Here is a 24,447-nt window from a genome sequence, read left to right on the forward strand (position 1 = left end):
CTCTTCTGTTTCGGGACAGATCATAATGATTATTTATCTGAATATGATAAAAAAATGAATAATACGATGTATTCTTTTCCCGTTTTGTGTAGCTTATGTCAGAAATGAAAAATGGATTAAATTCCTGAAAGTTGAACGTAACAGAACAATAATTATAACCTTATAAGGAAGAAAAACATGAAGCAGATTTTTAAGAGACAAACGAAATTTTATCGAAGGAAGCGTTTCGCCGCTTTTGGGGCGATCGGGCTACTCATTATGTTATGTTCGTCTACGGCTGTGTTTGCACAAGTTGCGATCAGGGGAACTGTGACGGATATCAATGACAATCCGCTGATCGGCGTCAACGTCTCCATCAAAGGTACGACGATTGGGAATATCACGGACTCGGAAGGTAACTATACGATGGAAGCGCCCGGCAAAAATTCGGTGGTCGTATTTTCTTTTATCGGCTTTCGATCTCAGGAAATTACGATCGGGAATCAGTCCGTTATCCGTGTTAAACTCGTTGAAGATACGCAAAAGCTCGAAGAAGTTGTTGTTGTCGGATACGGTACACAGAAAAAGGTGACGGTTACCGGTGCCGTAGCCAGTGTGACGGGCGAAGAGCTCCGGACTTCGCCGACAACCAACCTTTCCAACGGTATGCTCGGACGTATGCCCGGAGTTATCGGCTTTCAGCGATCCGATGAACCCGGAGGCGGGGCAACGACGATCCGCATCCGCGGTACCAATTCCATCGGGAACAAAGAACCGCTCGTCGTAATCGACGGTATCCCAGACCGTTCGGGAGGACTGAACCGCATCAATCCGGATGAGATCGAAAGCATGTCAGTATTGAAAGATGCCGCAGGAGCGATTTACGGTTCGCGGTCGGCCAACGGAGTCATCCTGATCACGACCAAACGAGGCAAAGAAGGAAAACCGATCGTGACATTCAACGGAAGCTACGGCTACTCCTCCCCTACGCAACTCCCCCAAATGTGTAACGCATTCGAATATGCTACGATGTTGAACGAAATTACGGCTGGCACGTATTCCGACGACGAACTGCGCAAATTTCAGGACGGAAGCGACCCGTGGGGATTCCCGAATACCGACTGGTACAAGACGGTGATCAAGTCCGTTTCGCCGATTTACCGAAGCGACGTGGGCATCAGCGGTGGCACGGACAAGGTGAAGTATTATATCAACTTTGCCGCCAACGGCGAGGACGGCATTTATAAACATTCGGCCAACCGTTACGATCAGTTTGGCATCCGTGCCAACCTTGACTTTAAACTGAGTCAATACGTCTCCTTAACGTATGGCAACACTTCACGTTACGAATATACACAATATCCCGCCAAGTCGGCCGGGAGCATCTTCTCGGCTATCCGCCGGAGCAAACCGACACTGAACGCCTATTGGCCGAGCGGAGAGATTGGCCCCGATATCGAGTTTGGAGACAATCCTGCCGCGACATCGACCGATGCAGCCGGATATAACCGACAGAAAAATTACTACATCCAGAACAATGCCACGCTGACCATTCAGTTTCCGTGGGTCGAAGGGCTGAAACTGACGGCTTCCGGCGCTTACGACAAACATTTCTACGGTGAAAAGAATTTCCGGAAGCCCGTACGCCTCTACTCATGGGACGGTGTGACCAGAAGCAGTGAAGGCCTCAAACCTTACGACGCATGGATCAGCGACCCGCAGCTCAATCAGATTCACAGGGATTACACCGACTGGCTGACGAACGCAGTGTTAAGCTACGACCGTATATTCGGTGACCATACGATCGGTCTGACCGTCGGCATGGAAGGACAAAGCAAGGAGATGGATCAGTTACGGGCTTACCGAAGGTACTTCCTGTCCACTTCGCTTGATGAAATCAATGACGGTAGTGTAAAGGATCAAGAGACGGAAGGCTATTCGTGGAAAGAGACCCGTCTGAATTATTTCGGACGTGCGTCGTATAATTATCTGGAACGTTACTTGTTTGAGTTCGTTTGGCGGTATGACGGTTCATATCGTTTCCCTAAAAACAAACGCTACGGATTCTTCCCCGGTGCCATGGTGGCATGGCGCATCTCTGAAGAGCCATGGTGGAAAGAACAGGTAACATGGATAGATTACCTCAAACTCCGCACTTCGGTTTCGCAGACAGGGAATGATGTCCTGACGGATAATGACGGTAATACGGACCGATCCATCCAATACCTTAACTCGTTCGGATTTCAGACGAACGGTGTTATTTTCGACGGAAGTGAAGAGCGGCAGCTCTATCCTGTCCGCACACCGAACAAAAACATCACCTGGGAGCGGGGCACGACATGGGATATCGGAGCTGAAATGAAGTTCCTGAACAACCGTTTGAATATCGAGGGAGATTTATTCTACCACAAACGTACCGATATGTTGATTCCCCGTAACGCGTCGCTGCCCGAAACGGCCGGCATCACCTTGCCGCTTGAGAATCTCGGTGAAATGGAGAACAAAGGATTCGACGCTTTGATCAGTTGGAACGATAAAATCGGTAAGGTAGAATACGAGCTGGGACTGAACATGTCGTATGCCCGCAATAAAATTCTTTTCTGGGACGAGACACCGGGTATCCCCGAATATCAGAAATCGACCGGAAAACCTGTACCCACAAGCGGAACATTAGCGAACCTGATCAATCGTGCCGGGTTGTATTACAAGACCGACGGCGTATTCAACACACAAGAAGAACTGGATAATTATCCGCACTGGACGGGAGCGCGACTGGGAGATATTAAATTCGTCGATTACAATAACGACGGTAAAATCAATGCCGACGACCGCGTCCGTTCCGATAAGAATCAGACGCCGCGCCTGGTGACAGGTTTCAACGTCGGACTGAATTGGAATCATTTCGACCTGGCGATGCTTTTCCAGGCCGCTTTCGGCGCCGAAACCTACGTACAAACATGGTCGGGAACGGTGGGGAACTTCCTTAAAGAGTATTATGATCAACGATGGACACCCGAAAACCCGACATCCGAACATCCGCGTACTTATGAACGCGAACGACAGTACTGGATTTCAAACGCGAACGATTATTTCCTTCGTTCGAGCGATTATCTGCGTCTGAAGAACATGGAAATCGGATATACCATTCCCACGGATATGAGGCGTTACGGGATCTCGAAAATACGCATCTTCGCCAACGGACAAAATCTCTTTACCATCGACGGACTGCCCGGAGACCCGGAAAATACGGCGTCGAGTTTTGATTACTACCCGCAGCGGAAATATTTCAACTGCGGCATTTCTGCAACTTTTTAAAACATGATTATTTATGAAGACAAGAAAGAATATCATCATGATCATAGCTGCATCTGCGTTATTCGCACTGCCCTCATGCTCCGATTTTATGGACCTCAAACCAACGACGGAGTATCTGAAAGAGCAGGTATTTGAAGATGCGGCAACGACACAGTCGCTGATCAATACGATTTATGACTACGTGATCGACGCAGCCAGAGAGCATACGACTAACGGTTTGACGGACGATGCTTATTTTACGCATAATAAGGGGCAGATCGCTGTAAACGAGGCGACGTGCTCCGCCAGCGATTTGCAATGGTATGGCAGAGGCGACTGTCCGTTTAACTGGTCACAGACGTACAAGGGCATTTATTACGCGAACCTCGTGTTGGAGAATATCGATAAGGTTCCGGAAAAGGCGGGTTTCGATCTGAAGCAAATGAAAGGCGAGACACGTTTTCTGCGCGCATACATGTATACGAACCTCGTGCGTGGTATCGGCGGAGTGCCGATTGTCGATAAAACCGTCAGCGATTATACGAAGACGGAAGAGATGCAGATAGCCCGCAGCAGCATCGGCGATTGCCTCGACTTTATCCTCAAAGACTTGGACGAAGCGATTGCGTCGTTACCGACTACGGCTCCGCTCGGACGCGCCACGAAATGGGCGGCAGTAAGCCTCAAAGCACGTATCTGCCTCCATATCGCCAGCCCACTCTACGCCGACCGCATCATCAACAAACTTGATGTGAACCAGTATCATGGCGATCGGGAAGCGCTCTACCGGAAAGCGCTGGAAGCAGCGAAGGAGGTGATCGACAGTAAGGCGTTCAAGCTGATCGACTGTAACGCCCCGACTGTAGCCGAAATTGCAGACAAATATCATAAAATAACGACGACGAATAACAATGAGTTGATTTTTACCAAACAATTCGCTTCGTCGAAAATAACGAATCAGGTGAATAAACAACACGGTCCTAACGGTTATCATAACTGGTCGGGAACTACACCGACGCAGGACTTCGTGATGCATTTCGAGATGGAAGACGGATCGCTTAATAATACCCTGACGAAGGTGGGCGACCATCAGGTAGGCAATCCGTACAACGGACGCGAACCGCGCTTCTATGCCTGCATCGGGTACGATGGCGCCGTCTGGGGGCGAAAGCGTGCGGCCGATGGATACGCCCTCGATCCCACCCCTCTGGGAAATCTGCAATGCGGAACATATGAACTGAACGACGGCACAGACGTTACGGTCAACCTGCCCGACGGAGAAAAAGTGAAATTCAAAGGGATTTATGGCTGTGACACGCGTCAGGGACCGATCGAAGACTGGAACGGCTCATGGACGTCGTATTACGAAAAGAAGATGATCGATACCTCGATCGATGCCGCCAACTATCCGCAGCTCTGTCCTTATCCGTACATTCGTCTGGCAGAGATGTATCTCATTGCCGCCGAGGCCTGCACCGAGCTGAATCAATTGGATGAAGCGGCAGCCTTCCTCGACGTGCTCCGCGCCCGTACAGGTCGCCCCGACACCAAAGCGACGCTTAACATACGTAAAAAATCCTTCGATCAAGCGGCTATGCGCGAGTTTCTCCGCCATGAACGACGCACGGAGCTTTTCATGGAAGATTCGCGGTACTATGACATCCGCCGCTGGATGATCGGCGAAGAGTGCGGCAATAAAACACTGTGCGGTATGATCGTGTTCGCGCGTCTGAAGAACGGCAAAACGGCCAAACGCCCGTATATCTACAACGAAAGTACGTGGGATTACCATTATTATGTGCGCGATCTCTCGTTTCGCGAGAAGCGCAAATGGGATAACAAGATGTATTTCGCCCCCATCAAACGAGACGAAATAAACCGAAACACCAAACTGGTACAAAACCCCGGACAAGATTAATCTCATGACCGAAAAGCACGACAGCCATGCTGTCCGTGCCATCAAACAATGCACGGACAGTCCGGTATGACAAAGAAGAAACCGAGTAAAAACCCTGAACCTTTGTATCCATTTTTTTTTGGGGGGGGAGGAGAGAAAATTCTCCCCCCCTCGTATTGAATTGTCTATGGAAACAGGTGGAAGCTTTCAGATAACCCCACAGATAACATCATCAATCCAGCATTAGCGACATAAAAACACGCTGCAAATCGGACGGCTCAACCGTTTCATCAAGCGGACAAGCAAGGCCATAAGGCTGCGCATTCCGTCCGGTCAAATACGGTACGCGAACGAAGGCCGTCTGTGCATGATGACGAATCAAGATATACCTTATCAACGCATCCTTAACAGCCGGATCGTCGTACAATATCTCTTTGATCAAAACATCCGTAGAGGATTCGGGAACTTCGAACGCCATGCCAACAGGGCGCTCCCCATCGAGAGCTACCCAAACATGACCGCCATCGGCAAGGCAGTCGAGGCGGATCGTTTCGAAATCGGCAGCATCGTGAAGAACGGCACATCGGCGGCGCCGCTGGGTAAGATCGAAATATGCGTCATACGTTTTTTCGGGACAAGGTATGATTCGACAGGTATCCGTCTGCTCCATCCGGTCGGCCACATAGTACTCTACACCCACGTTAATCGGCACAGTATATCCGTAGCGTCTGTAAACCTCAAACAGCCAAGGCTCGGCGGGGATAAGCATCGAAAGGGCAAACCCTCGCTTTCGCATCGCGTGCATCGCTTCCCGTAGCAAGACTTTCATGTACCCTTTGCCCCGTTCCGAAGGATGCGTACAGACCCCGCACACATATGCACAAGGCAGGATGGCAGAGTTGATCTTTACCCCATACGGGACGGCCTGCAACATGGCGACGACTCCCCGACCCTCCTGTTCAATGACGAATGTATTTTCCGGCTGATAAACCCGATCAAAGAACATCCGCACATATTCGTCCGAATCATGAAAGACCGTTTGCCAGAGGATCTCCAACTGCCTTCGCCTGTCAGTTAAATTCATCGCCTTTTGATTGCCCCGTTCTTTTCGAGCAGGATCACCGGATTATACGACAGCTTTGACTGACGCAGCCCCGGAATGCCCAAATCTTCCTCCCGGTTGATATAAACGTATTGTTCGGGAATATGTAACGCAAATTCCTGATTGATGAGGCTGAAAATGCCTTCGTAGTTCGTATCGGCCTTTTCGACATGCACTCCGAATGTCTGATAATTAATCGGCGAGCCATACGTAAACGCCACGATTTCCCCTTCAACCATGATCGCACCTCCGAGCAGCCCCAACTCTTTGAAATGGTGCATGGCAAACGTCATGGAACGATGCTCGTTCGACAGTTCGTCCGTATTCTCCCCATTCTCGTTCGCCCGTACCCACCTCCGTTCAAGCTCCATACATTGCGGAACGATTTCGGGCGTGATAGGGATATACGTATATTCATACTGCTTCTTGAATTTGTTGATATGATTACGTTTAGCCTGCCATTTCTTGCCTTTCAGCGTCTGAAGGTCTTCACGCAAATAGATATAGTCGAAATAGTCTCGCTCGGTAACGTATGCGAATTCGTTCGGAAACAGTTCTTCCAACTTTTTCCGGGCTTCGGAAGTCACCCCGAGGATGAGCAGCGGATGTCCTTCTCCCATCATCTCGTAAGAATCTTTTTCGAGTGCTTCCACAGCCTGTCTTAAGTCCCCGTTCCCGACAGGGAACATATAGGCCATACGCTTCGGATCTTTCTCTTCGATATAAAAACGTATAAGAAGACATCCTTCGAAAACAGCATATTCGCTTTCGTACAGAAACCTCCAGCTGCACATGTTCGAAAAGGCAAAATCGCAATTCTGAAACGCAGAAGGATAGGTGAAAGACGTTATAAGCTCTTTGTCCTCAATACAGATCGGTTTAAATACCATACAAAATATTTACGGTTCATCAATACGGCCAGTCCTTCGTCCTATTCATTCCGGCTCCTTTCGAACACTCATTTTCCTGACCTGATCGGAATCGAAGCAGCTTATTGTTATTTAACGACGTTGAGCGCTTTGCCGACCTTAATAAATGCACGGATCGCCTTGTCGAGATGTTCTTTTTCATGACCGGCCGACAGTTGAACACGGATGCGCGCCTGCTCTTTCGGCACGACCGGATAATAAAATCCCGTCACGTAAATGCCTTCCTCCTGCATACGTTGCGCAAACACCTGCGACAGCTTCGCATCGTATAGCATCACGGCGCAGATCGCCGATTGCGTCGGTTTGATATCGAAGCCCGCCTGCAGCATGCTGTCGCGGAAGTAAGTCACGTTTTCGGCCAACTTCGTATGCAACGCGTCACTTTCTTTGAGCATCTTAAACATCTCGATGCTTGCCCCGACGATAGCCGGCGCCAGCGAATTGGAGAACAGATACGGACGCGAACGCTGACGCAACAGGTCTATAATTTCTTTCCGACCGGTCGTAAAGCCGCCCATGGCACCTCCGAAAGCCTTACCAAGCGTGCCGGTGAAGATATCGATCCGGCCGTAAGCTCCGAACTGTTCGGCCACTCCGCGCCCCGTCGGCCCGACCACTCCTGCCGAGTGAGACTCGTCGACCATCACCAGCGCGTCATATTTCTCTGCCAGATCGCAAATCTTATCCATCGGCGCCACGTTGCCGTCCATCGAGAAGACCCCGTCGGTGGCGATGATGCGGAACCGCTGTGCCTGTGCTTCCTTCAGACAACGCTCAAGGTCGTCCATATCGGCATTGGCATAACGATAACGTTTGGCTTTGCAAAGACGCACACCGTCGATAATCGAGGCATGGTTCAGCGCATCCGATATAATCGCATCGTCTTCGCCGAGCAACGGTTCGAAAAGCCCGCCGTTCGCGTCGAAACAAGAGCTGTAAAGAATCGTATCTTCCGTTCTGAAATACTCGGATACCTCAGCTTCGAGCTGCTTGTGCAAATCTTGCGTACCGCAGATAAAACGAACGGACGACATGCCGTACCCACGATGATCCATCGCCTTTTTAGCCGCCTCGATAAGGCGCGGATGATCCGAGAGGCCAAGATAATTGTTCGCACAGAAGTTCAGCACTTCTTCTCCTTCATTCACGCGAATATCCGCCTTCTGGGGCGTCTTGATAATCCGTTCCTTCTTGTATAATCCCGCCGATTCGATATCAGCCAATTCCTGTTGCAGGAAAGATTGAAATTTTCCGTACATAACTGTTTGAATTTTATGAGCATTTTATTGCGACAAAAGTAGTCATTTTTTTAGAATACGAATTTCTCTTACCTAATATTTCAACATCGAACGTATAGAATAGAATGATAGAATCGTATAGAATAGAATTATAGAATATAGACCGACAGACAACTCTCCGCTCCGGCACATTCCGAAACAAAGACAACACATTTTTCAACAAATCGTCAAATAAGGAGTCATAAATGATCGTATCATCCACTTAGCTGAGTTTCACGATTTATATTATTTTTGCCGGAAAAAAGAAGACGACCGTGCAACGTTTCTATCGGAAATTGCATCATGGGAGATGGATAACGGTTGCAAACGTTGTACCGAGAACAGAATGATGAACGAAGAACAACTGATTACAGGTTGTAGAAAAGGAGATCGGACGGCTCAGAAAGAGTTGTATGAATTATATTCCCCCCGAATGCTGGGGGTCTGTCTGCGCTACATCGGCGACAGGGAAACTGCACGCGATGTATTGCAAGACGGCTTTGTAAAAGTCTTTTCATCTTTCGGGGGATATAAGGGAGAAGGCCCTTTGGGGGCATGGATACGCCGAATATTCGTCAACGAATCGCTGGAACATCTGCGGCGCAAAACAAATGTTTACCGCAACACGGTCGACATTGACAGCATTGCAGATTATTCGACCAACGAAGAAACGGCTGTTTCAAAACTTTCGGCCGACGACCTGATGCACTTGATCCAAAGCCTCCCGAACAGTCTGCGTGCGGTATTCAACCTTTTTGCGATCGAAGGATATTCGCATAAAGAAATAGCCGGAATGTTACACATTGAAGAGAGCACGTCGCGCTCACAATATATGCGCGCACGACGTTGGTTACAGAACAGAATAAAATAGTAAAAAGAAGAAACAGGTATATGGAAAAGCGGGATAAATGGGAAGAAGCGATTCGGGCAAAACTGGAACACTTTGAATCAACACCGGACCCGAGCGACTGGGAGGCGATTGCCCATCGTCTATCGGATAAAACACCGGTCATCAGGATGAAATCGCAACGATGGGCTTATTGGGCAGCCGCAGCTATCGTGTTGCTGCTGCTACTTGGCGGCGGCTACCGACTATGGTTTCAGGAGGAGCAAGACACCGTGATCGCAGACGTGCAGAAAAGTACCGGTCGGGAAATATCCGTATCTCCGATAAAACCACAAGCAGACAAGGCCGGTGCGCAGGCCGCGACAGAGAGGACGGATGAAAATCCGGTGTCGACGGCCACCCACCGGCTATCACTTATGCGTAAAGACAAAGACCTGACCGCACAAGCAACATTTACTGCACCGAAAGCCCCCCCAAAAAGCCTCTATCCCACACCTGAAGAAACTGATAAATCCCCCGAAACAACACCGGTAGAAAAATACGCGCAGGAGGAGCGACCGATTGCCGTGCAAGATCGTCGGCCAGACGACATACCAGCACAGAAGACTGCCTCTGAGAGCCGACAGAGTGACAATGAACAGCCGTTCATTGCAGATGCTTCTCCCCGGCCATCACATCGCACAACGGTAAAACGCCGTTGGGGATTCGGGATGGGAGGCGGAAGTCTTTCGACCGGTAGTTATTCCACCGCTGACGGAGCAAACCTTTTCGCAAACAGTATCATGAATCGTGATCTGCCCGCTTATTCGGAACTAAAATCCTTTGATCGCAGCGAGAAGATGAACAAAATCGATGTATCGCATAAGCGGCCGCTCTCGTTTGGGATAGGAGTCAGCTACCGGCTCTCCGACCGGTGGGCTCTGCAAAGCGGTGTGACCTACACATACATGACATCGACTTGGCGCACAGAAGCCATTCGGCAAGGCAAGGCTAAACAAAGGCTACATTTTATCGGGGTGCCGCTGGGCGTAAATTACAAGATTGCCGAGTGGCAGCGTGTACGCTTTTATGCGGGTGCCGGCACCATGGTCGAATGGAATGTGGCCGGCAGTATTGATACCGATTATTATTACGGAAACGAGATGGTCAATACACAACATGCCTCGGTTCGGATAAAGGAATGGCAATGGTCGGTCAATGCCCGCACGGGAGCAAGTTATCCGTTGTTCCGCTACCTGAGCGCCTACGTCGAAGGCAATGCGAATTATTACTTCGATAACGGAAGTGCGATAGAGACGATTCGTTCGGAGAAACCTTTTTACGTATCTTTGCAAGCCGGAGTTCGGATAGGATTTTAAAGAGAAAAAGAGGAATAAACATAAAAAATATGACATTTATTAATCAGATAAAAAAAAAGAAAAAAGATGAAACAATTTAATTGGTGCGCTGTAGCTTTGACAGCGACGGTAATGTTAACATCCTGTCTGGATGGAGGAAGTAACAGTCAGTCGGGCACGACCGTAGGCGTTGTGCGAATCGATACGAAAACGATGAAACATGTGTTAGATAACTCTACGCCTATCGGGCCGTTTTATTCGCCGTCTTTTAAAAATGTGAAAGAAGGAGCATGTATCGTTGCATATTTCAATCTGAATTATGATGCGCCGGAAAATGCATCGAATGTCGTTAAAACAAACGGATACTATACCGTAACCGTCAGAGAAAAGGCCGAGCTGGACCAATACACGATCATGAAATTTACAGATACCGGAGCACCGGACACTGCCAAGATGCTGGAAAAAGAAGTGGCGCTCGTAAACCCGAACTATCAGATACTCGGTTATGTAAAAGGATATCTGTTTATCGGACATGCGCTTAAGCAACCCACCGATCAAAAGGACTACTGGTTCCTGACATACAATGCGGATAACATGGTAAAGGAAGAAGGCGGTGAACGAATTTACGACGTTTTCGTGCGTGCCAAAGTCAAGACGCCCGGCACCAAATCGGAAACCGATATGATGGTAGCCAATGCTTACCAGATTAAAGACTATCTGGAGACGGCTGCGCGTGATGAACAGAGCAAAGGAAACACTCGCTTTTATCTTCGTTTCAACTATGTGTCGTCTGTCAAAGACAGTAAGTTGACATGGGCGAAAGGTGAAAAAGTAGGGCCGTTTGACGTGAAATCGCTTCTGGATAAACAGAAAAGCTGATCAATATTGTTTTTGTAACTTTGAGAAAGGAGGGTGTGTCAAAACGCAATGTTTTGGGCACACCCTCCTTAGGTGTATAAGAAAGGGGGAAATTGGGGGGGCTAAGGATGAGAGCGAGGGAGCATACTAACGTAGGTGACCGAGCTCACATTCCGCAAGCAACGAAGCAGTTCGCCCGTTATGACACCCCACCTTTTGTATTTTTATCGGGGCGAGCGCGAAGAGAATAGTCATTTTTTCCTACCTTTGCCCTTTCGAAAAGAGACCGTATGTTTAAAGAAATATTCAGTCAGCTGATCGCCGTTATCTTCAGACCTTCGGAAACATGGGAGTCGCTACGCCGGAAAGAGGAGAACACCGAAACTTTTCTCTCGCGCTTCGTGTATCCTTTGTTCGGATTGATTGCGCTTTCAGCCTTTCTCGGCGTCTTGTTTACACGCAAAGAATTCGATTTCCAGATCGCCCTGAAATCATCGATTAAAATACTGGTTGCTTCCATGGGAGGCTTTTTCCTCGGCACTCATCTACTGAATGAACTGTGGTACAAGGTATTCAAGTATCCGCGCGACATAAAACTTATTCAGCGGTTTGTCGGTTACTCATCTTCGCTGATGTTTGTCCTCCTTATTCTACTGGCACTCTTGCCGGAGTTTATCTTTTTGTGGATGTTTATCCTCTACACTTTCTATATCGTGTGGATGGGAGCACACCCCTATATGAAAGTGAAAGAAGAAGAACAAATGAAATTTACAATACTGGCTTCGGTCATCATTGTTGGAACACCGTTTCTAATTGATCGACTGCTGTTTCTGCTTATGCCGGGACTCCGGTTTTAAACATGACATATCATGGCCAAGGAAAAGTTAAATAACAACATACTGATCAAAAACAAACGGGCAACGTTCGATTACGAACTGCTCGAAACATTTACGGCCGGCATCGTACTGACCGGCACGGAGATCAAATCTCTCCGTCTGGGAAAAGCGAGTCTGGTCGACACGTACTGCTACGTCGAACGAGGCGAAGTATGGGTCAAGAACATGAATATCTCAGAATACTTCTACGGCACGTACAATAACCACGCGGCTCGTCGCGATCGCAAGCTGCTGCTGAACAAGAAAGAGATTCGCAAGCTCCAAGCAGCCGCAAAAGATAACGGCTTTACGATCATCCCTACCCGGCTCTTTATCAACGACCGGGGGCTGGCCAAGGTGGTCATCGCCCTTGCTAAGGGAAAAAAGGAATACGACAAGCGCCAATCCATCAAGGAGCGCGACGATAAACGTGAGATGAGCCGGGTGTTTATGAAGTAATGTATGGAAACGGTCGGGCAAAGAATAGGGAGGTGCATCAGGTCGGCCATGCCCAAAGCGTGCCGAACCTGCTTCTGGCTGCTGAAAATCATTCTGCCCGTGTCTCTGCTTGTGCGACTGCTCCAATATTCGGGTATACTGGCACAAGTATCGGTCTTCCTTGAACCGGCCTTTTCCTTCATCGGTCTGCCGGGCGAAACGGCCATCATCTTCCTGACAAGTGTTTTCACTCCGTTATACGCACCGATGACCCTGATTGCTTCCATGCCTTTGACCGTCCGTGAAGTTACCCTGATTGCACTGATGTGCCTTGTTTCACACAATCTTTTGGTCGAATGCGCCGTACAAAGTAAGACCGGCTCATCGTTCACGGGGATGTTTGTGCTGCGTGTGGGGATGAGCTTTGTAATCGCATTCGCTGTACATCGTATCATGCCGTATGAAGGATATGACACGATCGTTGGCTCAGCTGCCGATACCGGTGTATGCACCTCATTGACTGACGTATTCGTTCTCTGGATCAAAAGTTCGTTGTCGATTACCCTGTTATTTTTCGTGATCGTCTCGGCCCTGATGATTCTGCATTACATCCTCGAAGAGTTCAGGCTGCTGAAAAGCCTGTCGACAGCGATGGCGCCTGTAATGATACTTTTCGGACTTCCACGAAACTGTTCGTTTCTGTGGCTCGTAGGCAACATCGTGGGGTTAAGCTACGGCAGTGCTATTATGATGGAGCAGCTGGAGGCGAATAAGATTTCGCACCGCGATGGTAATCTATTGAACTACCACTTGGCCATTTCACATTCTCAGCTTGAAGACACCTTGATTTTCGCAGCAATCGGCGCCCCGTTTCTATGGGTCATGCTGACACGTATGGTCTTCGCGCTTCTCGTTGTATGGATCAAACGCCTGCTCACCCGTCTTCCCCGCTATCATTACGCAGATTTACCCATCAAAAAATAAACGGATGAAGAAAGATAGAAAAGAAAGAATAACACCCGAATGGATTCATTCTTTGAAAGAAAGCGAAATCTTTGTATTTGGCAGCAACCTGCAGGGTATGCACGCCGGTGGTGCGGCACGTATTGCCACGGAGAAGTTCGGTGCCATCCGGGGACAAGGCGCCGGATTACAAGGTCAAAGCTACGCCATCCCAACCATGCAGGGAAGTGTGGAGACCATCCAGCCGTATGTTGATGAATTTGTTGTTTTTGCCCAAGCGCACCCGGAACTGACTTTTCTTGTGACACCTGTCGGATGCGGCATCGCAGGATTCACAGCCGAAGAAATTGCGCCTTTGTTCCGAAAGGCGATCGATATTCTGAATATTTGGCTGCCCGCAGTCTTCTGGCAAGTGCTGGACACGGATGCTTAAAAATTGGTTATGCGTTCATAAAAAGCACAGAATCCTCCGAATACAATTTAAGTCGGAGAGAAATGAAAAAAGAAAAAGATACACAGTATAAACACAATCTAAATTGAAAAATAATGAAAAAGAAATGGAATATTTTATTTATATGGGCAACCTTGATGCTGAATGGAATATCAGCAGATGCCCACAATGCGAAATACTATATGTATATTCCCAATAAACAGAATGTTCCGGTTGGCGTTACGGTACCAACGGCTTTGGGTTTCGTCTTCATCCTAAAGTCAGACAAACATCCGGACTTTGCCACAGCAATCAATCGCTATTATCCGACGGCCTTCGAGCAAGCCTTCCCCAATGCAGTAACAGACTGGCTGAGGGATGTCTACCAAATTGAATGCGATAGCATCTATATGGAAAGCGACGGATTATACTCTGACAATCAGAAAAAAAACAAATACTCTATGCCATTCGACCGAATGATTACATCCCGTTTTAAAAAGATCGTACCGCTGATTACCAAATTAGGGACTCCACGTATCCCCGAAGATCCGACGGAGATAGAGGGATTCTATTTCCCACTGCTGAACGAAACAAACCGGTGGAACAACTTGAAAGAACGACACGAAGAAGGAAAGTGGACATACATATACCAATTGGAAGGCGATACGCTTATTGACGGACGGAAATACCGAAAACTTTATCATACAGTTGATAAACAAGCGAAAAATTGGCATAAACGAGGATATTTGTACGAAGATATCGGACAAAAAAAAGTATGGTACCGCCCGGCATGGGGAGATCGGGATGGGTTGCTGTACAATTTCGATGTAGCCGAAAAAGATACTTTTTATACGATGGGAAGAATATTCTATTCACTGGAAACTCCTAATACAGTGGATTGGAACTACGACTCCATCCGCCACATTGTAAAAAAGGTGGATACGGTTAAAATCAGTCATAAGGATCATCGGCGAATAACCCTCGAATCAACTCTTATCACTCCATTAGGCTCGTATCATCGATCATTTGAAAACGTATGGATAGAAGGAATCGGCAGTACAAATGGGCTTTTCAGTCTATACGTGTATTTGCCCGGCTCTCCCAGCGAGGAACTGTTGGCCTTCTATCAAGACGATAAGCTGATTTATCAATCACCGAAATACGACAATGTATTTATCTGGGAAACAGTCGAAAACAAACTGATCAGGAATGATACGCAGGTATTCGTATTGCCCGATGGGCGTACGCTACATATCGGGGACGAAGGAACAAATCGTTCGGTGAGGGTATATTCCATGCATGGAACGGAAGTTTTCCGGCAAACTGTCGCGCCTTATACCACAACCCTTGCGCTACCTGCGATTCCCTCCGGTGTATATATCATAACTGTCCGATCAGAAGGAAAAAGTATATCACAAAAAATAGTTGTAAAATAATATGCTTCTACAGATAAACAGAAGCGAGCCTGGCTGTAGCGATATATCGGATCGCTAACGTACGTAGTGAATCATTGCATGTGAGGGAGGCGGCTACCATTGAAAAACTATGCCGTTTCCCCACAAAAAAAACAAAAAACACGCAGGGATAAAAAAAACGTTATCTTTGCGTTAACAAACATTCAAATGCTATGTATAATAAACTGAACGACACCATCACACGCTTGATGGGGCTACGCTATCGGTCACATCCGTGGCACGGCATCGAAGTGGGAAAAGAAGCGCCGCAAATTGTCACGGCTTTTATTGAAATGGTACCAACCGACACCGTCAAGTATGAATTAGACAAAGTGAATGGGTTTCTCTGCATCGACCGTCCACAGCGCTATTCGAGCGTAGTCCCGGCGCTCTATGGGTTTATCCCGCAGAGTTATTGCGGCGAGTCGTTCGCCCAACACTGCATGGAACAGATTAAACGCGAAAATATCTCCGGCGACCGCGACCCGCTCGACATCTGCATCCTGACCGAGAAAAATATTGCACACGGCGATATCATCGCCTCGGCACGCCCCATCGGCGGACTGAGGATGTTGGACGGATCGGAAGCCGATGACAAAATCATCGCTGTACTTAAAAATGACGCAACGTACAGCAATTACAATGACATCAACGAACTGCCCGACGTCGTTACGGAACGGCTCAAACACTACTTCCTGACGTATAAAGACATGCCGGGCGAGAAAAGAAGGGTCGAGATTACACATACCTACGGACGTGAGGAAGCCTGCGAGGTCATTCGGCACTGCCTCAACGACTACAAAAGCTTTCTTGAAGAGATGCACGACGTGCTGGGATAATTATGACATACGACTGACTATCGTGTCAACCTACGCTGCATCAGCATCAAAAATAGGTTGGCAATGAGCGTGATCCCAATCTGGATATGTAGCGCATTGGCGTTCTCTCCATAGAAGTATTTCAGGGGAAAGACCTGCGGGTAGCCGGGAGAATCATTCGCTATTGCTCACAAGACAAAAGTTCCATATATTTGTACCCTGTGGTCAACAAATAAAAAAAATAAAATGCAGAATGACATGAAGAAGTGGATTATGTTAATGTGTGCGTTCGTTTGCAGTCAAGCCATGGCGCAAGATGACTTCGAGTCGCTCGGAGGGGTACGTTTGGGTATGACGGACAATGAAGCGGAACAGGTTATGGCAGCGAACGGCATGAAGCAAACAGTCACGAAAGGACATCGTGTCTTTTATGAAGGAAACGAGGTAGAACTTTACGGCGTCTTTTTCAACAAGGCGTGTATCGAATATATCGAAGGTGAGGTGAGCCGAGTGACCTTCAGTCTGTTTACACCTCGCAATGGAAACACGAGCGGTGCAATGGTAGAATATGAAGACGGCAAGATCAGTCAGGTCAGAATCGATCCGTTCGGGAGGGCATCGGGCAGCACGGTCCGCAAGCTCTTCCGCATGTTGCACGAACGCCTCAGACGCGTATCGAGCAAGGTGAGCGACGAAAGCATCCGTTACCACTATCGTTACACATTCCGGACGGCTGACGGCACACAATATGTACGCGCCTTCATCGAGGAAGCTGTGCAGGGCAAAGAAGGCTATCATCTTTATCTTTCGTGTGACCGGAATAAGCATTATAAATAATCACAGGATAAACAGCACTCAAACAATGAATAAAATTAAATGAATCTCCGTATATTTACCTAAAACAATTATCTTTGCAAAAAAAAATAAGGCAATGACACTGATCGATTTTCTAACTCACTTTCCGGACGAGGAAAGTTGCAAGCAAAAGTTTAAGGCCTATCGCGACCAGGTTGGCGTGGTTTGTCCCAAATGTGGCGGGAGTTCTCATTATTGGAAAAAGGATAAGGAACAATACGAGTGTAAACACTGTAAAACACGCATCACGCTTAAGAGTGGCACCGTTATGCACAAATCGAAACTTCCATTTCGTTACTGGTTTATAGCCATGCATTTGCTCACGTCAACGAAAAAGACCTTTTCGGCCAAAGAGATTCAGCGTCAATTGGGTCATAATCGCTACCATCCCATTTGGCACATGGTTCACAAACTTCGTCAGGTCATGGGTAGAAGAGACGATGAGTATGTACTGGCAGGACGCATTGAACTGGACGAAGGTTATTTTTCCACAGAGTCCCCCGAAGCGGAAAAAGATAAGCCCTTGAAACGGGGACGTGGCAGCCAAAGAAAAAGCAAAGTGCTGGTTATGGCGGAAAGTGAAATGGTTGCATCGCCCGCAAGAGGTCAAAAACCCCGCAGTGTTGGCTATTTGAAAATGAAAGTAATCGATGACTTGAAGAAAGAAACGATCAATAAGGCGGTTAAGGAGTTAGCCTCAGGTGTACAGGAAGTTGACACGGATCATTCTACCTCTTATGTGGAATTGAAAGACTTTGTACCTAGACACAACTCTCAGGTGATTCCCAAAGAGAAGGTGGGGGAAGCCTTGCCTTGGGTTCATATCGCCATCAGCAATGCCAAGAGACAGTTGATAAATACGTTCCATGACATCAAGCCCGAATTCTTACAAAATTATCTCGATGAATTCTGTTATAAGTTTAATCGAAGATACTGGGGAGAAGCCCTCTTTGGAAGATTGCTCGTAGCTTGCGTAACCTATAAAAATGAGTTTAGGTATAAATACGGATAATCATTTAAAATTATTAAACATTTTACTCTTCCGGTACGACGCATATAATAATCCATATCCTTCATCGTTTACTAACGTAGTGATACAGACGATAAGCTATGAATAATTTATATGAGTCGCGCCGGGATTTGAAATATGCTTTCATCATCGGAGCCATACTTATTGCCATCGTGTCGGTCGTGGTGTCCGATATGCTGATTCGAAAACTGGCGCGCGAAGAACGCGTACGGATGGAAATATGGACGGAAGCGTACCGCGTACTGACCACGGAAAATACGGATCAAAACCTGATGGTCGTCTTGCGTATCATCGAAAGCAACACCTCCATCCCCGTCATCTTGTGCGACGATGCCGGAAATATCCTCAGTCACCGTAATATCGATGTGCGTGGCAACGACGAAGACGCTTTTCTTAAACGAAAAGTCACCGAATTTCAGTCAAAAAATCCTCCCCTCGCCGTCGAGATCGGTCCAAACTCATACCAGTACCTCTATTACGACGATTCCATCCTCCTCAAACGGCTCTTAATGTATCCTTATGTTCAGCTCTCGGTCGTCTTTATCTTTATCCTGATCGCTTTTCTGGCATTAGCCAGCACGAAAAAAGCTGAACAAAACAAAGTGTGGGTCGGCCTCTCGAAAGAAACGGCGCACCAGCTCGGCACTCCTATCTCATCCTTGATCGCATGGATCGAATACCTCAAAACCAAAGAGGTGGACGGCACCTACCTGCATGAAATGGAAAAAGATGTGAAACGGCTCGAAGTAATTGCCGACCGCTTCTCGAAAATCGGATCTGACCCTGCGCTTAAACTGCTCAACGTGAACGAAGCCATCCGCTCGGCCTGCGACTATATGAGCACACGTATCTCATCGAAGATACGCATCGAGACCCTATTGTCCGATCAGTCGCTGTTCGTCATGATGAACGAGTCTCTCTTCTCATGGGTGATTGAAAACCTGACGAAGAACGCCGTCGATGCCATGGAAGGACAAGGAACGATCACTATCTGCACAGGCAGCCGCAAGCAACGTGTCTGGATCGATGTGACCGACACGGGTAAAGGTATCCCAAAATCGCGCTTTCAGACCATCTTCAACCCCGGTTATACGACTAAAAAACGAGGTTGGGGATTAGGCTTGTCGCTCGTTCGCCGGATCGTAGAAACAACGCCCGGCAGCGAAATCTACGTAAAGTCATCCGAAATCGGCAAAGGCACAACGTTCCGCATCGAAATGCGTCTCCGTTCCCCCTCGAAATAAGGAATGATGCTCGGTCAATCATATTCCGTGCCATAGTAAATCCGCATAAAAGCATTACAAGCGGTTTGTACATATGCCCGATATGTTATATATTTGCAGTGAATCATCCGTAACATATCAAGGAAATAAACAAATAACATGAGAGACGATGCATACATTGAAAATCTATTCAGAAAAATAGCCGTTCATGACAGTCGCGAGGCTTTCAAGGAACTGTTTTTTGAATTTTATCCTGCTCTGTGCATCTTTGCACAACGTTACGTAAATGATCCGGAGACTTCGGAAGACATCGTGCAAGAGACATTTCTGAAAATCTGGAAAAATAGGAAAACAATCGATATCCGGCTCTCTTTTCGCAATTTCCTGCTTACCAGCGTTCGTAACAGTTGCACGGATTATCTGCGCAAAGAATCGATTACAACCAAATATACCACCGATCAAGTTGAGTTGCCCTCTGTCTCCATGTCACCGGAAGACTTCTATACGTTAAGCGAACTCGAAACTCTCCTCCGCCAAGCATTGGAAAAGTTATCGAGCGATGTCCGCGAAGTATTTGAAATGAACCGCTTCAACGGACTGACGTATCGCGAGATCGCCACACGGCTCGAACTCTCCCCGAAGACCATCGAAGCCCGTATGAGCAAAGCCCTGAAAACCTTGCGCCATGAGTTGAAAGACTATTTTCCGCTGCTGCTTCTGCTCTGTACGCATATAGATGCCATGGGGAATCTCTCTCCGGGATAATTGGGTTAAGTTTATTTAAACAATGACAATAGGAAAATTTGTAATTTCAACCCGAAAGAACAGTGAATTTCGGTTTAATCCGAAAGCTACGAACGGACAAGTAATTGGCAGTAGTCAAATGTACGAAAGTGAAACCTCTTGTGATAACGGTATCAAATCGGTACAAAAGAACACTCCCGATGCAGCTATCGATGACCAAACATGTGTAAAACCTCACATATACGCTCGTTTGTCACCTTCCGGGAATAATCGCCTTCATCGGTATTGAGCAGGATATAGGCGGCACGATAGGTTTGGGACTTGTGAGAGCCTTTGTTTACTATCGCTTCCAATTCTTCCACTTCTTGCTTGCTTAATTTATATGGTGTATCGTATCATGACTTTTTGAGACAAACTTACAAATAATATACGTCATATCAAAATTTACACAACACTAGAATAATCGACAAAATTTATCAATCCGTAAATTCAAATAGCCAATGCAACTATTCTAAGGATGTAGGAAGGAGCTGATTCTTTTCGGGACATTGAAGATAGGAAAATAGCCCCCTCGAAAAGAACAATAAAAGAGCTATCCAGAGTTTAGTAGCTCCACACAAAGGAAAAAATACAAAAGAACTCTCTAAAATCGTTTACAGTATGCTATTGCCATACAAAAAACATGTGCACACCATCACTGTAGATAACAGTAGCGAGTTTGCGGATTATCAAAATTTAGCCAAGGAACTACTACATACACATTTATTTCCCCATCCCCTCCTTGTGCTTCTTAGAAAAAAGGGCTGATCGAGAACACAAACAAGTTTATCAGACAGCACGTCCCACAAAAAGCAAATCTTAACAAACCCAATAACAAAAAAATCAATGAAATACAATATAAAATTAACAACAAGTCAAAATACAAGTTCCATTTTTATCCCCCAAAAGAAATCTTTTTCTTAAATTTGAAGCAAAAAATTACATCCGTCAGTTAAAATCGGGAACATAAACAGTTAATAATCAAGAAACATAAAATCAATCTTAAAACATTATCAAATGAAAACTTTTTTCTTTTTTATTCATGCGCTTGCTCAGAGCAATGCTATTCAGTTTAGAGCTGATGAGACCCTCCCCTTAGAGCAGCAAACATCTCCAGATTACACAACGTATGTCTTAATTCTGATCGGAATTATTTTCGTGGGTTATTTTATCGTGACTAAACGGCGTATGTTTGAGTTTATTTTCCGTGCCGCCACAGGAAAATTCAATGTGACCTCCAACAATCCTCTGAGTATTGATAAACAACGCTCTATATTACTTGGAGCCGTCTATTCGTCACAACAGCATGCACGTCTCGACACCCTTAAACTTCATATCGAAAGCGATCGACGCAATATAATCCTCAAAGAATGGTGGGGAATTCAAAATACAGATGACGCATTGGAAACGCTCGACCGCCTGCGGGATGTGGGGCATCGTTATTTCTTCCCTCCCGTAGTCGAAGCAATGAAACAAGCCAGTGACCAGGCAAAAGAAGATATACTTCTTGCTCATTTCAAGACATCCGAAGAATTGGAACGTGCCGTTCTTTTTTTGAATAATTTACAAGAGGCCCTGGAAACGATGAAAAAAGAAGGGACCATCACGGATATGGAGGATCTGGCACGAATCGGTGTGGCAGGTTGGGATGTGGCTCGATTGTCATTCATTACCCGTGCTTGTTACGATGCCGAATATATTGATGAGGAAACGGCATGGGGTTATTTACAAGCAGCCGATCAACTCGCTCATGCAACACTCGGATCGTGGAAGGCTTTAGGTGATAGTTATGTCGTAGGTCGATACTTCTGGGGCGGGGTAGACGAAGCCAGTTCACTGATTCATCTATATGCAAAAGAACTTTCCGAAAAACCTCAAAGTCCTTGGAAACGGATTGCGTTCAAAACTGTATAGCCGACGTGTTTGGGAAGGGGTGTCTATCGAAAGGCTTATTTCCCTCTTAAACACATCCGATATTTTTCCGTATCTTTGTGCCTCATGGGAAAAAACAAATTACAAAAGTTTGCGGAGATGGAAGCGTTACCGAACGTCTTTCAGTATCCGTATGCAGTGTTGCAGGCCCAGGGAGGCTGTCCGCTGAAAGGCCATTGGCACGCGGAAGTATTTAAAAACGAACGCCCCATCGTTCTCGAACTTGGGTGCGGACGCGGCGAGTACACGGTTGGACTGGGACGCCTTTTCCCCGATAAAAACTTTATCGGAATCGATATCAAAGGCGCACGCATGTGGGCTGGTGCCAAGGAAGCTTTCGATACCGAAATGAAGAATGTTGCCTTTTTGCGCACCGAGATCGAACGGATCAGTCATTTCTTCACCCCCGGCGAGGTCGCTGAATTATGGCTCACCTTCCCCGACCCACAGATGAAGAAAGTGAACAAACGGCTTACAAGCACGCGTTTCATGCGTATGTACAGCGAAATACTTCGTACCGACGGTCTCATTCATCTCAAAACGGACAGTCATTTTATGTTCACCTACACGACTGAGATGATAAAGTCTAATGACTTACCTGTCCAGGCATGCACGGACGATCTTTATCATTCGGGCGCTGCCGACGATATCCTGTCCATCCGGACATATTACGAACAACAGTGGATTGAACGGGGGTTGAATATCAAATATCTCCGCTTCGTCTGCCAGCCGCGCGAAACGTGGATCGAACCTGACGTAGACATTGAACCCGACGCCTACCGCAGCTACAACAGAAGCCGGCGCGGAGGCTCACAAACGTATAAATAAAACAACCTATATGACACTTTATCCGAAATTAATTCTGGAAGCGCTCGAAAAGGTGCGCTACCCGGGCACCGGCAAGAACTTGGTCGAAGCCGGAATGGTCGAAGACAACATACGCATCGAAGGCTCCAAAGTATCGTTTACACTCATCTTTGAGAAACCGAACGATCCGTTTATCCAATCCGTTGTAAAAGCGGCCGAAACATCGATTCTCACCTACATCTCTCCCGAGATCGACATTAAAGGAAATATCTCCGTTAAAGCCCTGCAGGAAAAACGTCCGGAGCCTGACAAGCTACTTCCCGACGTAAAAAATATCATCGCCGTAGCCTCCGGAAAAGGCGGAGTAGGCAAGAGCACCGTCTCGGCCAATCTCGCGGTAGCGCTAGCCGCCGAAGGATACAGCGTTGGACTGCTGGATGCCGATATTTTCGGGCCATCACAACCCAAGATGTTTAACGTCGAAGACGCTCGTCCGACACTCGAAAAAATAGGAGGCCGTGATCTGATATGCCCGGCCGAGAATTACGGCGTAAAACTGCTCTCTATCGGCTTTTTCGTCGACCGTAATAACGCCGTGCTGTGGCGTGGCGCCATGGCCTGTAATGCACTCAAACAACTGATTGCCGACGCCAACTGGGGCGCACTCGATTATCTGTTGATCGACCTCCCGCCGGGCACAAGCGATATTCACCTGACACTCGTGCAGACACTTGCCATTACAGGCGCCGTCGTTGTGAGCACCCCTCAGCAAGTCGCTCTAGCCGACGCACGCAAAGGAATCAGCATGTTTCTAGGCGAGAAGGTGAATGTTCCCGTATTAGGTCTTATTGAGAATATGGCATGGTTTACCCCGGCCGAACTGCCGGAAAACCGATATTACATCTTCGGAAAGGAAGGATGCAAACAGCTGGCCGAAGAGCTGAACGTACCGCTACTCGGACAGATTCCGCTCGTACAAAGCATCTGCGAAAGCGGAGACTCCGGCGCACCGGCCGCCTTGAACCCCGATACAATCACGGGGGCCGCATTCCGTCAACTGGCGGCAAACGTCGTAGAGCGGATCGAATATCGGCATAAACATTTGGCACCGACCCGGCGGGTCATCATCCAATCGTAAAATAAACCCAGATTACGCAATAGAAGAAATAAGAATGAATTTAATTCAGGCCTTCAGCCCTCCGAACAAGGTCCGGATGTCGATACCCCACCCTTGCGGGATAGGGCTGAAATAATTCGGGCTTTCAGCCCTTTCGGACAATGGTTAATGGTTATGCGTGGTACACGCCGAATCATGTACC

Annotated in this window: 22 protein-coding genes and 1 pseudogene; 19 read left to right on the plus strand and 4 right to left on the minus strand. The window is 47.3% G+C overall.

Annotated elements, in window-relative coordinates; genetic code table 11:
* Nucleotides 1–177: 177 nt before the first annotated feature.
* Complete coding sequence (locus tag BFO_RS12320) at nt 178–3,294, plus strand: SusC/RagA family TonB-linked outer membrane protein (protein ID WP_014226095.1); 3,117 nt, start codon at nt 178–180, stop codon at nt 3,292–3,294.
* 13 nt (nt 3,295–3,307) lie between these two features.
* A complete protein-coding gene (locus BFO_RS12325) occupies nt 3,308–5,191 on the plus strand; it encodes a RagB/SusD family nutrient uptake outer membrane protein (protein ID WP_014226096.1) in 1,884 nt (627 codons plus the stop codon).
* A gap of 211 nt (nt 5,192–5,402) precedes the next feature.
* On the opposite strand, the gene BFO_RS14600 is transcribed toward BFO_RS12325, so the two are convergent.
* The 3 genes from BFO_RS14600 to kbl form a co-directional block, all read right to left on the minus strand.
* Nucleotides 5,403–6,254: a GNAT family N-acetyltransferase gene (locus BFO_RS14600; protein ID WP_014226097.1), complete on the minus strand. Its 852-nt coding sequence runs from the start codon at nt 6,252–6,254 to the stop codon at nt 5,403–5,405.
* Entirely contained in the window at nt 6,251–7,162 is a 912-nt protein-coding gene (locus BFO_RS12335) for a DUF2156 domain-containing protein (protein ID WP_014226098.1), read from the minus strand. The genes BFO_RS14600 and BFO_RS12335 overlap by 4 nt, the downstream gene beginning before the upstream one ends.
* A gap of 107 nt (nt 7,163–7,269) precedes the next feature.
* Complete coding sequence (gene kbl / locus BFO_RS12340; protein ID WP_014226099.1) at nt 7,270–8,460, minus strand: glycine C-acetyltransferase; 1,191 nt, start codon at nt 8,458–8,460, stop codon at nt 7,270–7,272.
* A gap of 367 nt (nt 8,461–8,827) precedes the next feature.
* Between kbl and BFO_RS12345 the strand changes: the two genes are divergently transcribed.
* The 14 genes and pseudogenes from BFO_RS12345 to BFO_RS16715 all read left to right on the plus strand — a co-directional run.
* Nucleotides 8,828–9,349 carry an RNA polymerase sigma factor gene (locus BFO_RS12345; protein ID WP_014226100.1) on the plus strand — a complete coding sequence of 174 codons (522 nt, stop codon included), beginning with the start codon at nt 8,828–8,830 and terminating at the stop codon, nt 9,347–9,349.
* Between the two features lie 20 nt (nt 9,350–9,369).
* Nucleotides 9,370–10,683, plus strand: coding sequence for an outer membrane beta-barrel protein (locus BFO_RS12350; RefSeq protein ID WP_014226101.1), 1,314 nt, complete (start codon nt 9,370–9,372; stop codon nt 10,681–10,683).
* Between the two features lie 66 nt (nt 10,684–10,749).
* Entirely contained in the window at nt 10,750–11,541 is a 792-nt protein-coding gene (locus BFO_RS12355) for a BFO_2992 family lipoprotein (RefSeq protein WP_041590934.1), read from the plus strand.
* Between the two features lie 269 nt (nt 11,542–11,810).
* The gene (locus BFO_RS12360) at nt 11,811–12,377 is read left to right on the plus strand and encodes a YIP1 family protein (RefSeq protein WP_014226104.1); all 567 of its coding nucleotides are present in this window, start codon (nt 11,811–11,813) and stop codon (nt 12,375–12,377) included.
* Between the two features lie 12 nt (nt 12,378–12,389).
* Complete coding sequence (gene smpB / locus BFO_RS12365) at nt 12,390–12,854, plus strand: SsrA-binding protein SmpB (RefSeq protein WP_014226105.1); 465 nt, start codon at nt 12,390–12,392, stop codon at nt 12,852–12,854.
* 3 nt (nt 12,855–12,857) lie between these two features.
* Nucleotides 12,858–13,817 (plus strand): nucleoside recognition domain-containing protein, encoded by a 960-nt coding sequence (locus BFO_RS12370; RefSeq protein WP_014226106.1) that lies wholly within the window; start codon nt 12,858–12,860, stop codon nt 13,815–13,817.
* Nucleotides 13,818–13,821: 4 nt separating this feature from the next.
* Nucleotides 13,822–14,229 carry an A1S_2505 family phage non-structural protein gene (locus BFO_RS12375; RefSeq protein WP_014226107.1) on the plus strand — a complete coding sequence of 136 codons (408 nt, stop codon included), beginning with the start codon at nt 13,822–13,824 and terminating at the stop codon, nt 14,227–14,229.
* 113 nt (nt 14,230–14,342) lie between these two features.
* Nucleotides 14,343–15,662 (plus strand): T9SS type A sorting domain-containing protein, encoded by a 1,320-nt coding sequence (locus BFO_RS12380; protein ID WP_014226108.1) that lies wholly within the window; start codon nt 14,343–14,345, stop codon nt 15,660–15,662.
* 191 nt (nt 15,663–15,853) lie between these two features.
* The gene (locus BFO_RS12385) at nt 15,854–16,519 is read left to right on the plus strand and encodes an inorganic pyrophosphatase (protein WP_014226109.1); all 666 of its coding nucleotides are present in this window, start codon (nt 15,854–15,856) and stop codon (nt 16,517–16,519) included.
* A gap of 237 nt (nt 16,520–16,756) precedes the next feature.
* Entirely contained in the window at nt 16,757–17,335 is a 579-nt protein-coding gene (locus BFO_RS12390; RefSeq protein ID WP_140230643.1) for a hypothetical protein, read from the plus strand.
* A gap of 94 nt (nt 17,336–17,429) precedes the next feature.
* On the plus strand, nt 17,430–18,365 hold the full coding sequence (locus BFO_RS12395) for an IS1595 family transposase (RefSeq protein ID WP_014223827.1): 936 nt from the start codon (nt 17,430–17,432) through the stop codon (nt 18,363–18,365).
* Between the two features lie 98 nt (nt 18,366–18,463).
* Complete coding sequence (locus BFO_RS12400) at nt 18,464–19,627, plus strand: sensor histidine kinase (protein WP_014226111.1); 1,164 nt, start codon at nt 18,464–18,466, stop codon at nt 19,625–19,627.
* 138 nt (nt 19,628–19,765) lie between these two features.
* Nucleotides 19,766–20,371 carry an RNA polymerase sigma-70 factor gene (locus BFO_RS12405; RefSeq protein ID WP_014226113.1) on the plus strand — a complete coding sequence of 202 codons (606 nt, stop codon included), beginning with the start codon at nt 19,766–19,768 and terminating at the stop codon, nt 20,369–20,371.
* 22 nt (nt 20,372–20,393) lie between these two features.
* Nucleotides 20,394–20,507, plus strand: a pseudogene (locus BFO_RS16715) (YegP family protein); the annotation flags it as partial.
* A 49-nt stretch (nt 20,508–20,556) separates the two neighbouring features.
* Here the strand turns inward: BFO_RS16715 and BFO_RS16720 are convergent.
* Nucleotides 20,557–20,712: a hypothetical protein gene (locus BFO_RS16720; RefSeq protein ID WP_014226114.1), complete on the minus strand. Its 156-nt coding sequence runs from the start codon at nt 20,710–20,712 to the stop codon at nt 20,557–20,559.
* Between the two features lie 694 nt (nt 20,713–21,406).
* Here BFO_RS16720 and BFO_RS12410 point away from each other — a divergent pair.
* The 3 genes from BFO_RS12410 to BFO_RS12420 all read left to right on the plus strand — a co-directional run bounded on the left by BFO_RS12410 (nt 21,407) and on the right by BFO_RS12420 (nt 24,266).
* Nucleotides 21,407–22,303 carry a DUF1266 domain-containing protein gene (locus BFO_RS12410; RefSeq protein ID WP_014226115.1) on the plus strand — a complete coding sequence of 299 codons (897 nt, stop codon included), beginning with the start codon at nt 21,407–21,409 and terminating at the stop codon, nt 22,301–22,303.
* 84 nt (nt 22,304–22,387) lie between these two features.
* A complete protein-coding gene (gene trmB, locus BFO_RS12415) occupies nt 22,388–23,149 on the plus strand; it encodes a tRNA (guanosine(46)-N7)-methyltransferase TrmB (RefSeq protein WP_014226116.1) in 762 nt (253 codons plus the stop codon).
* 10 nt (nt 23,150–23,159) lie between these two features.
* The gene (locus tag BFO_RS12420; protein ID WP_014226117.1) at nt 23,160–24,266 is read left to right on the plus strand and encodes an Mrp/NBP35 family ATP-binding protein; all 1,107 of its coding nucleotides are present in this window, start codon (nt 23,160–23,162) and stop codon (nt 24,264–24,266) included.
* The last annotated feature ends 181 nt before the right edge of the window (nt 24,267–24,447 follow it).

Source organism: Tannerella forsythia 92A2, from assembly GCF_000238215.1.
GTDB lineage: Bacteria > Bacteroidota > Bacteroidia > Bacteroidales > Tannerellaceae > Tannerella > Tannerella forsythia.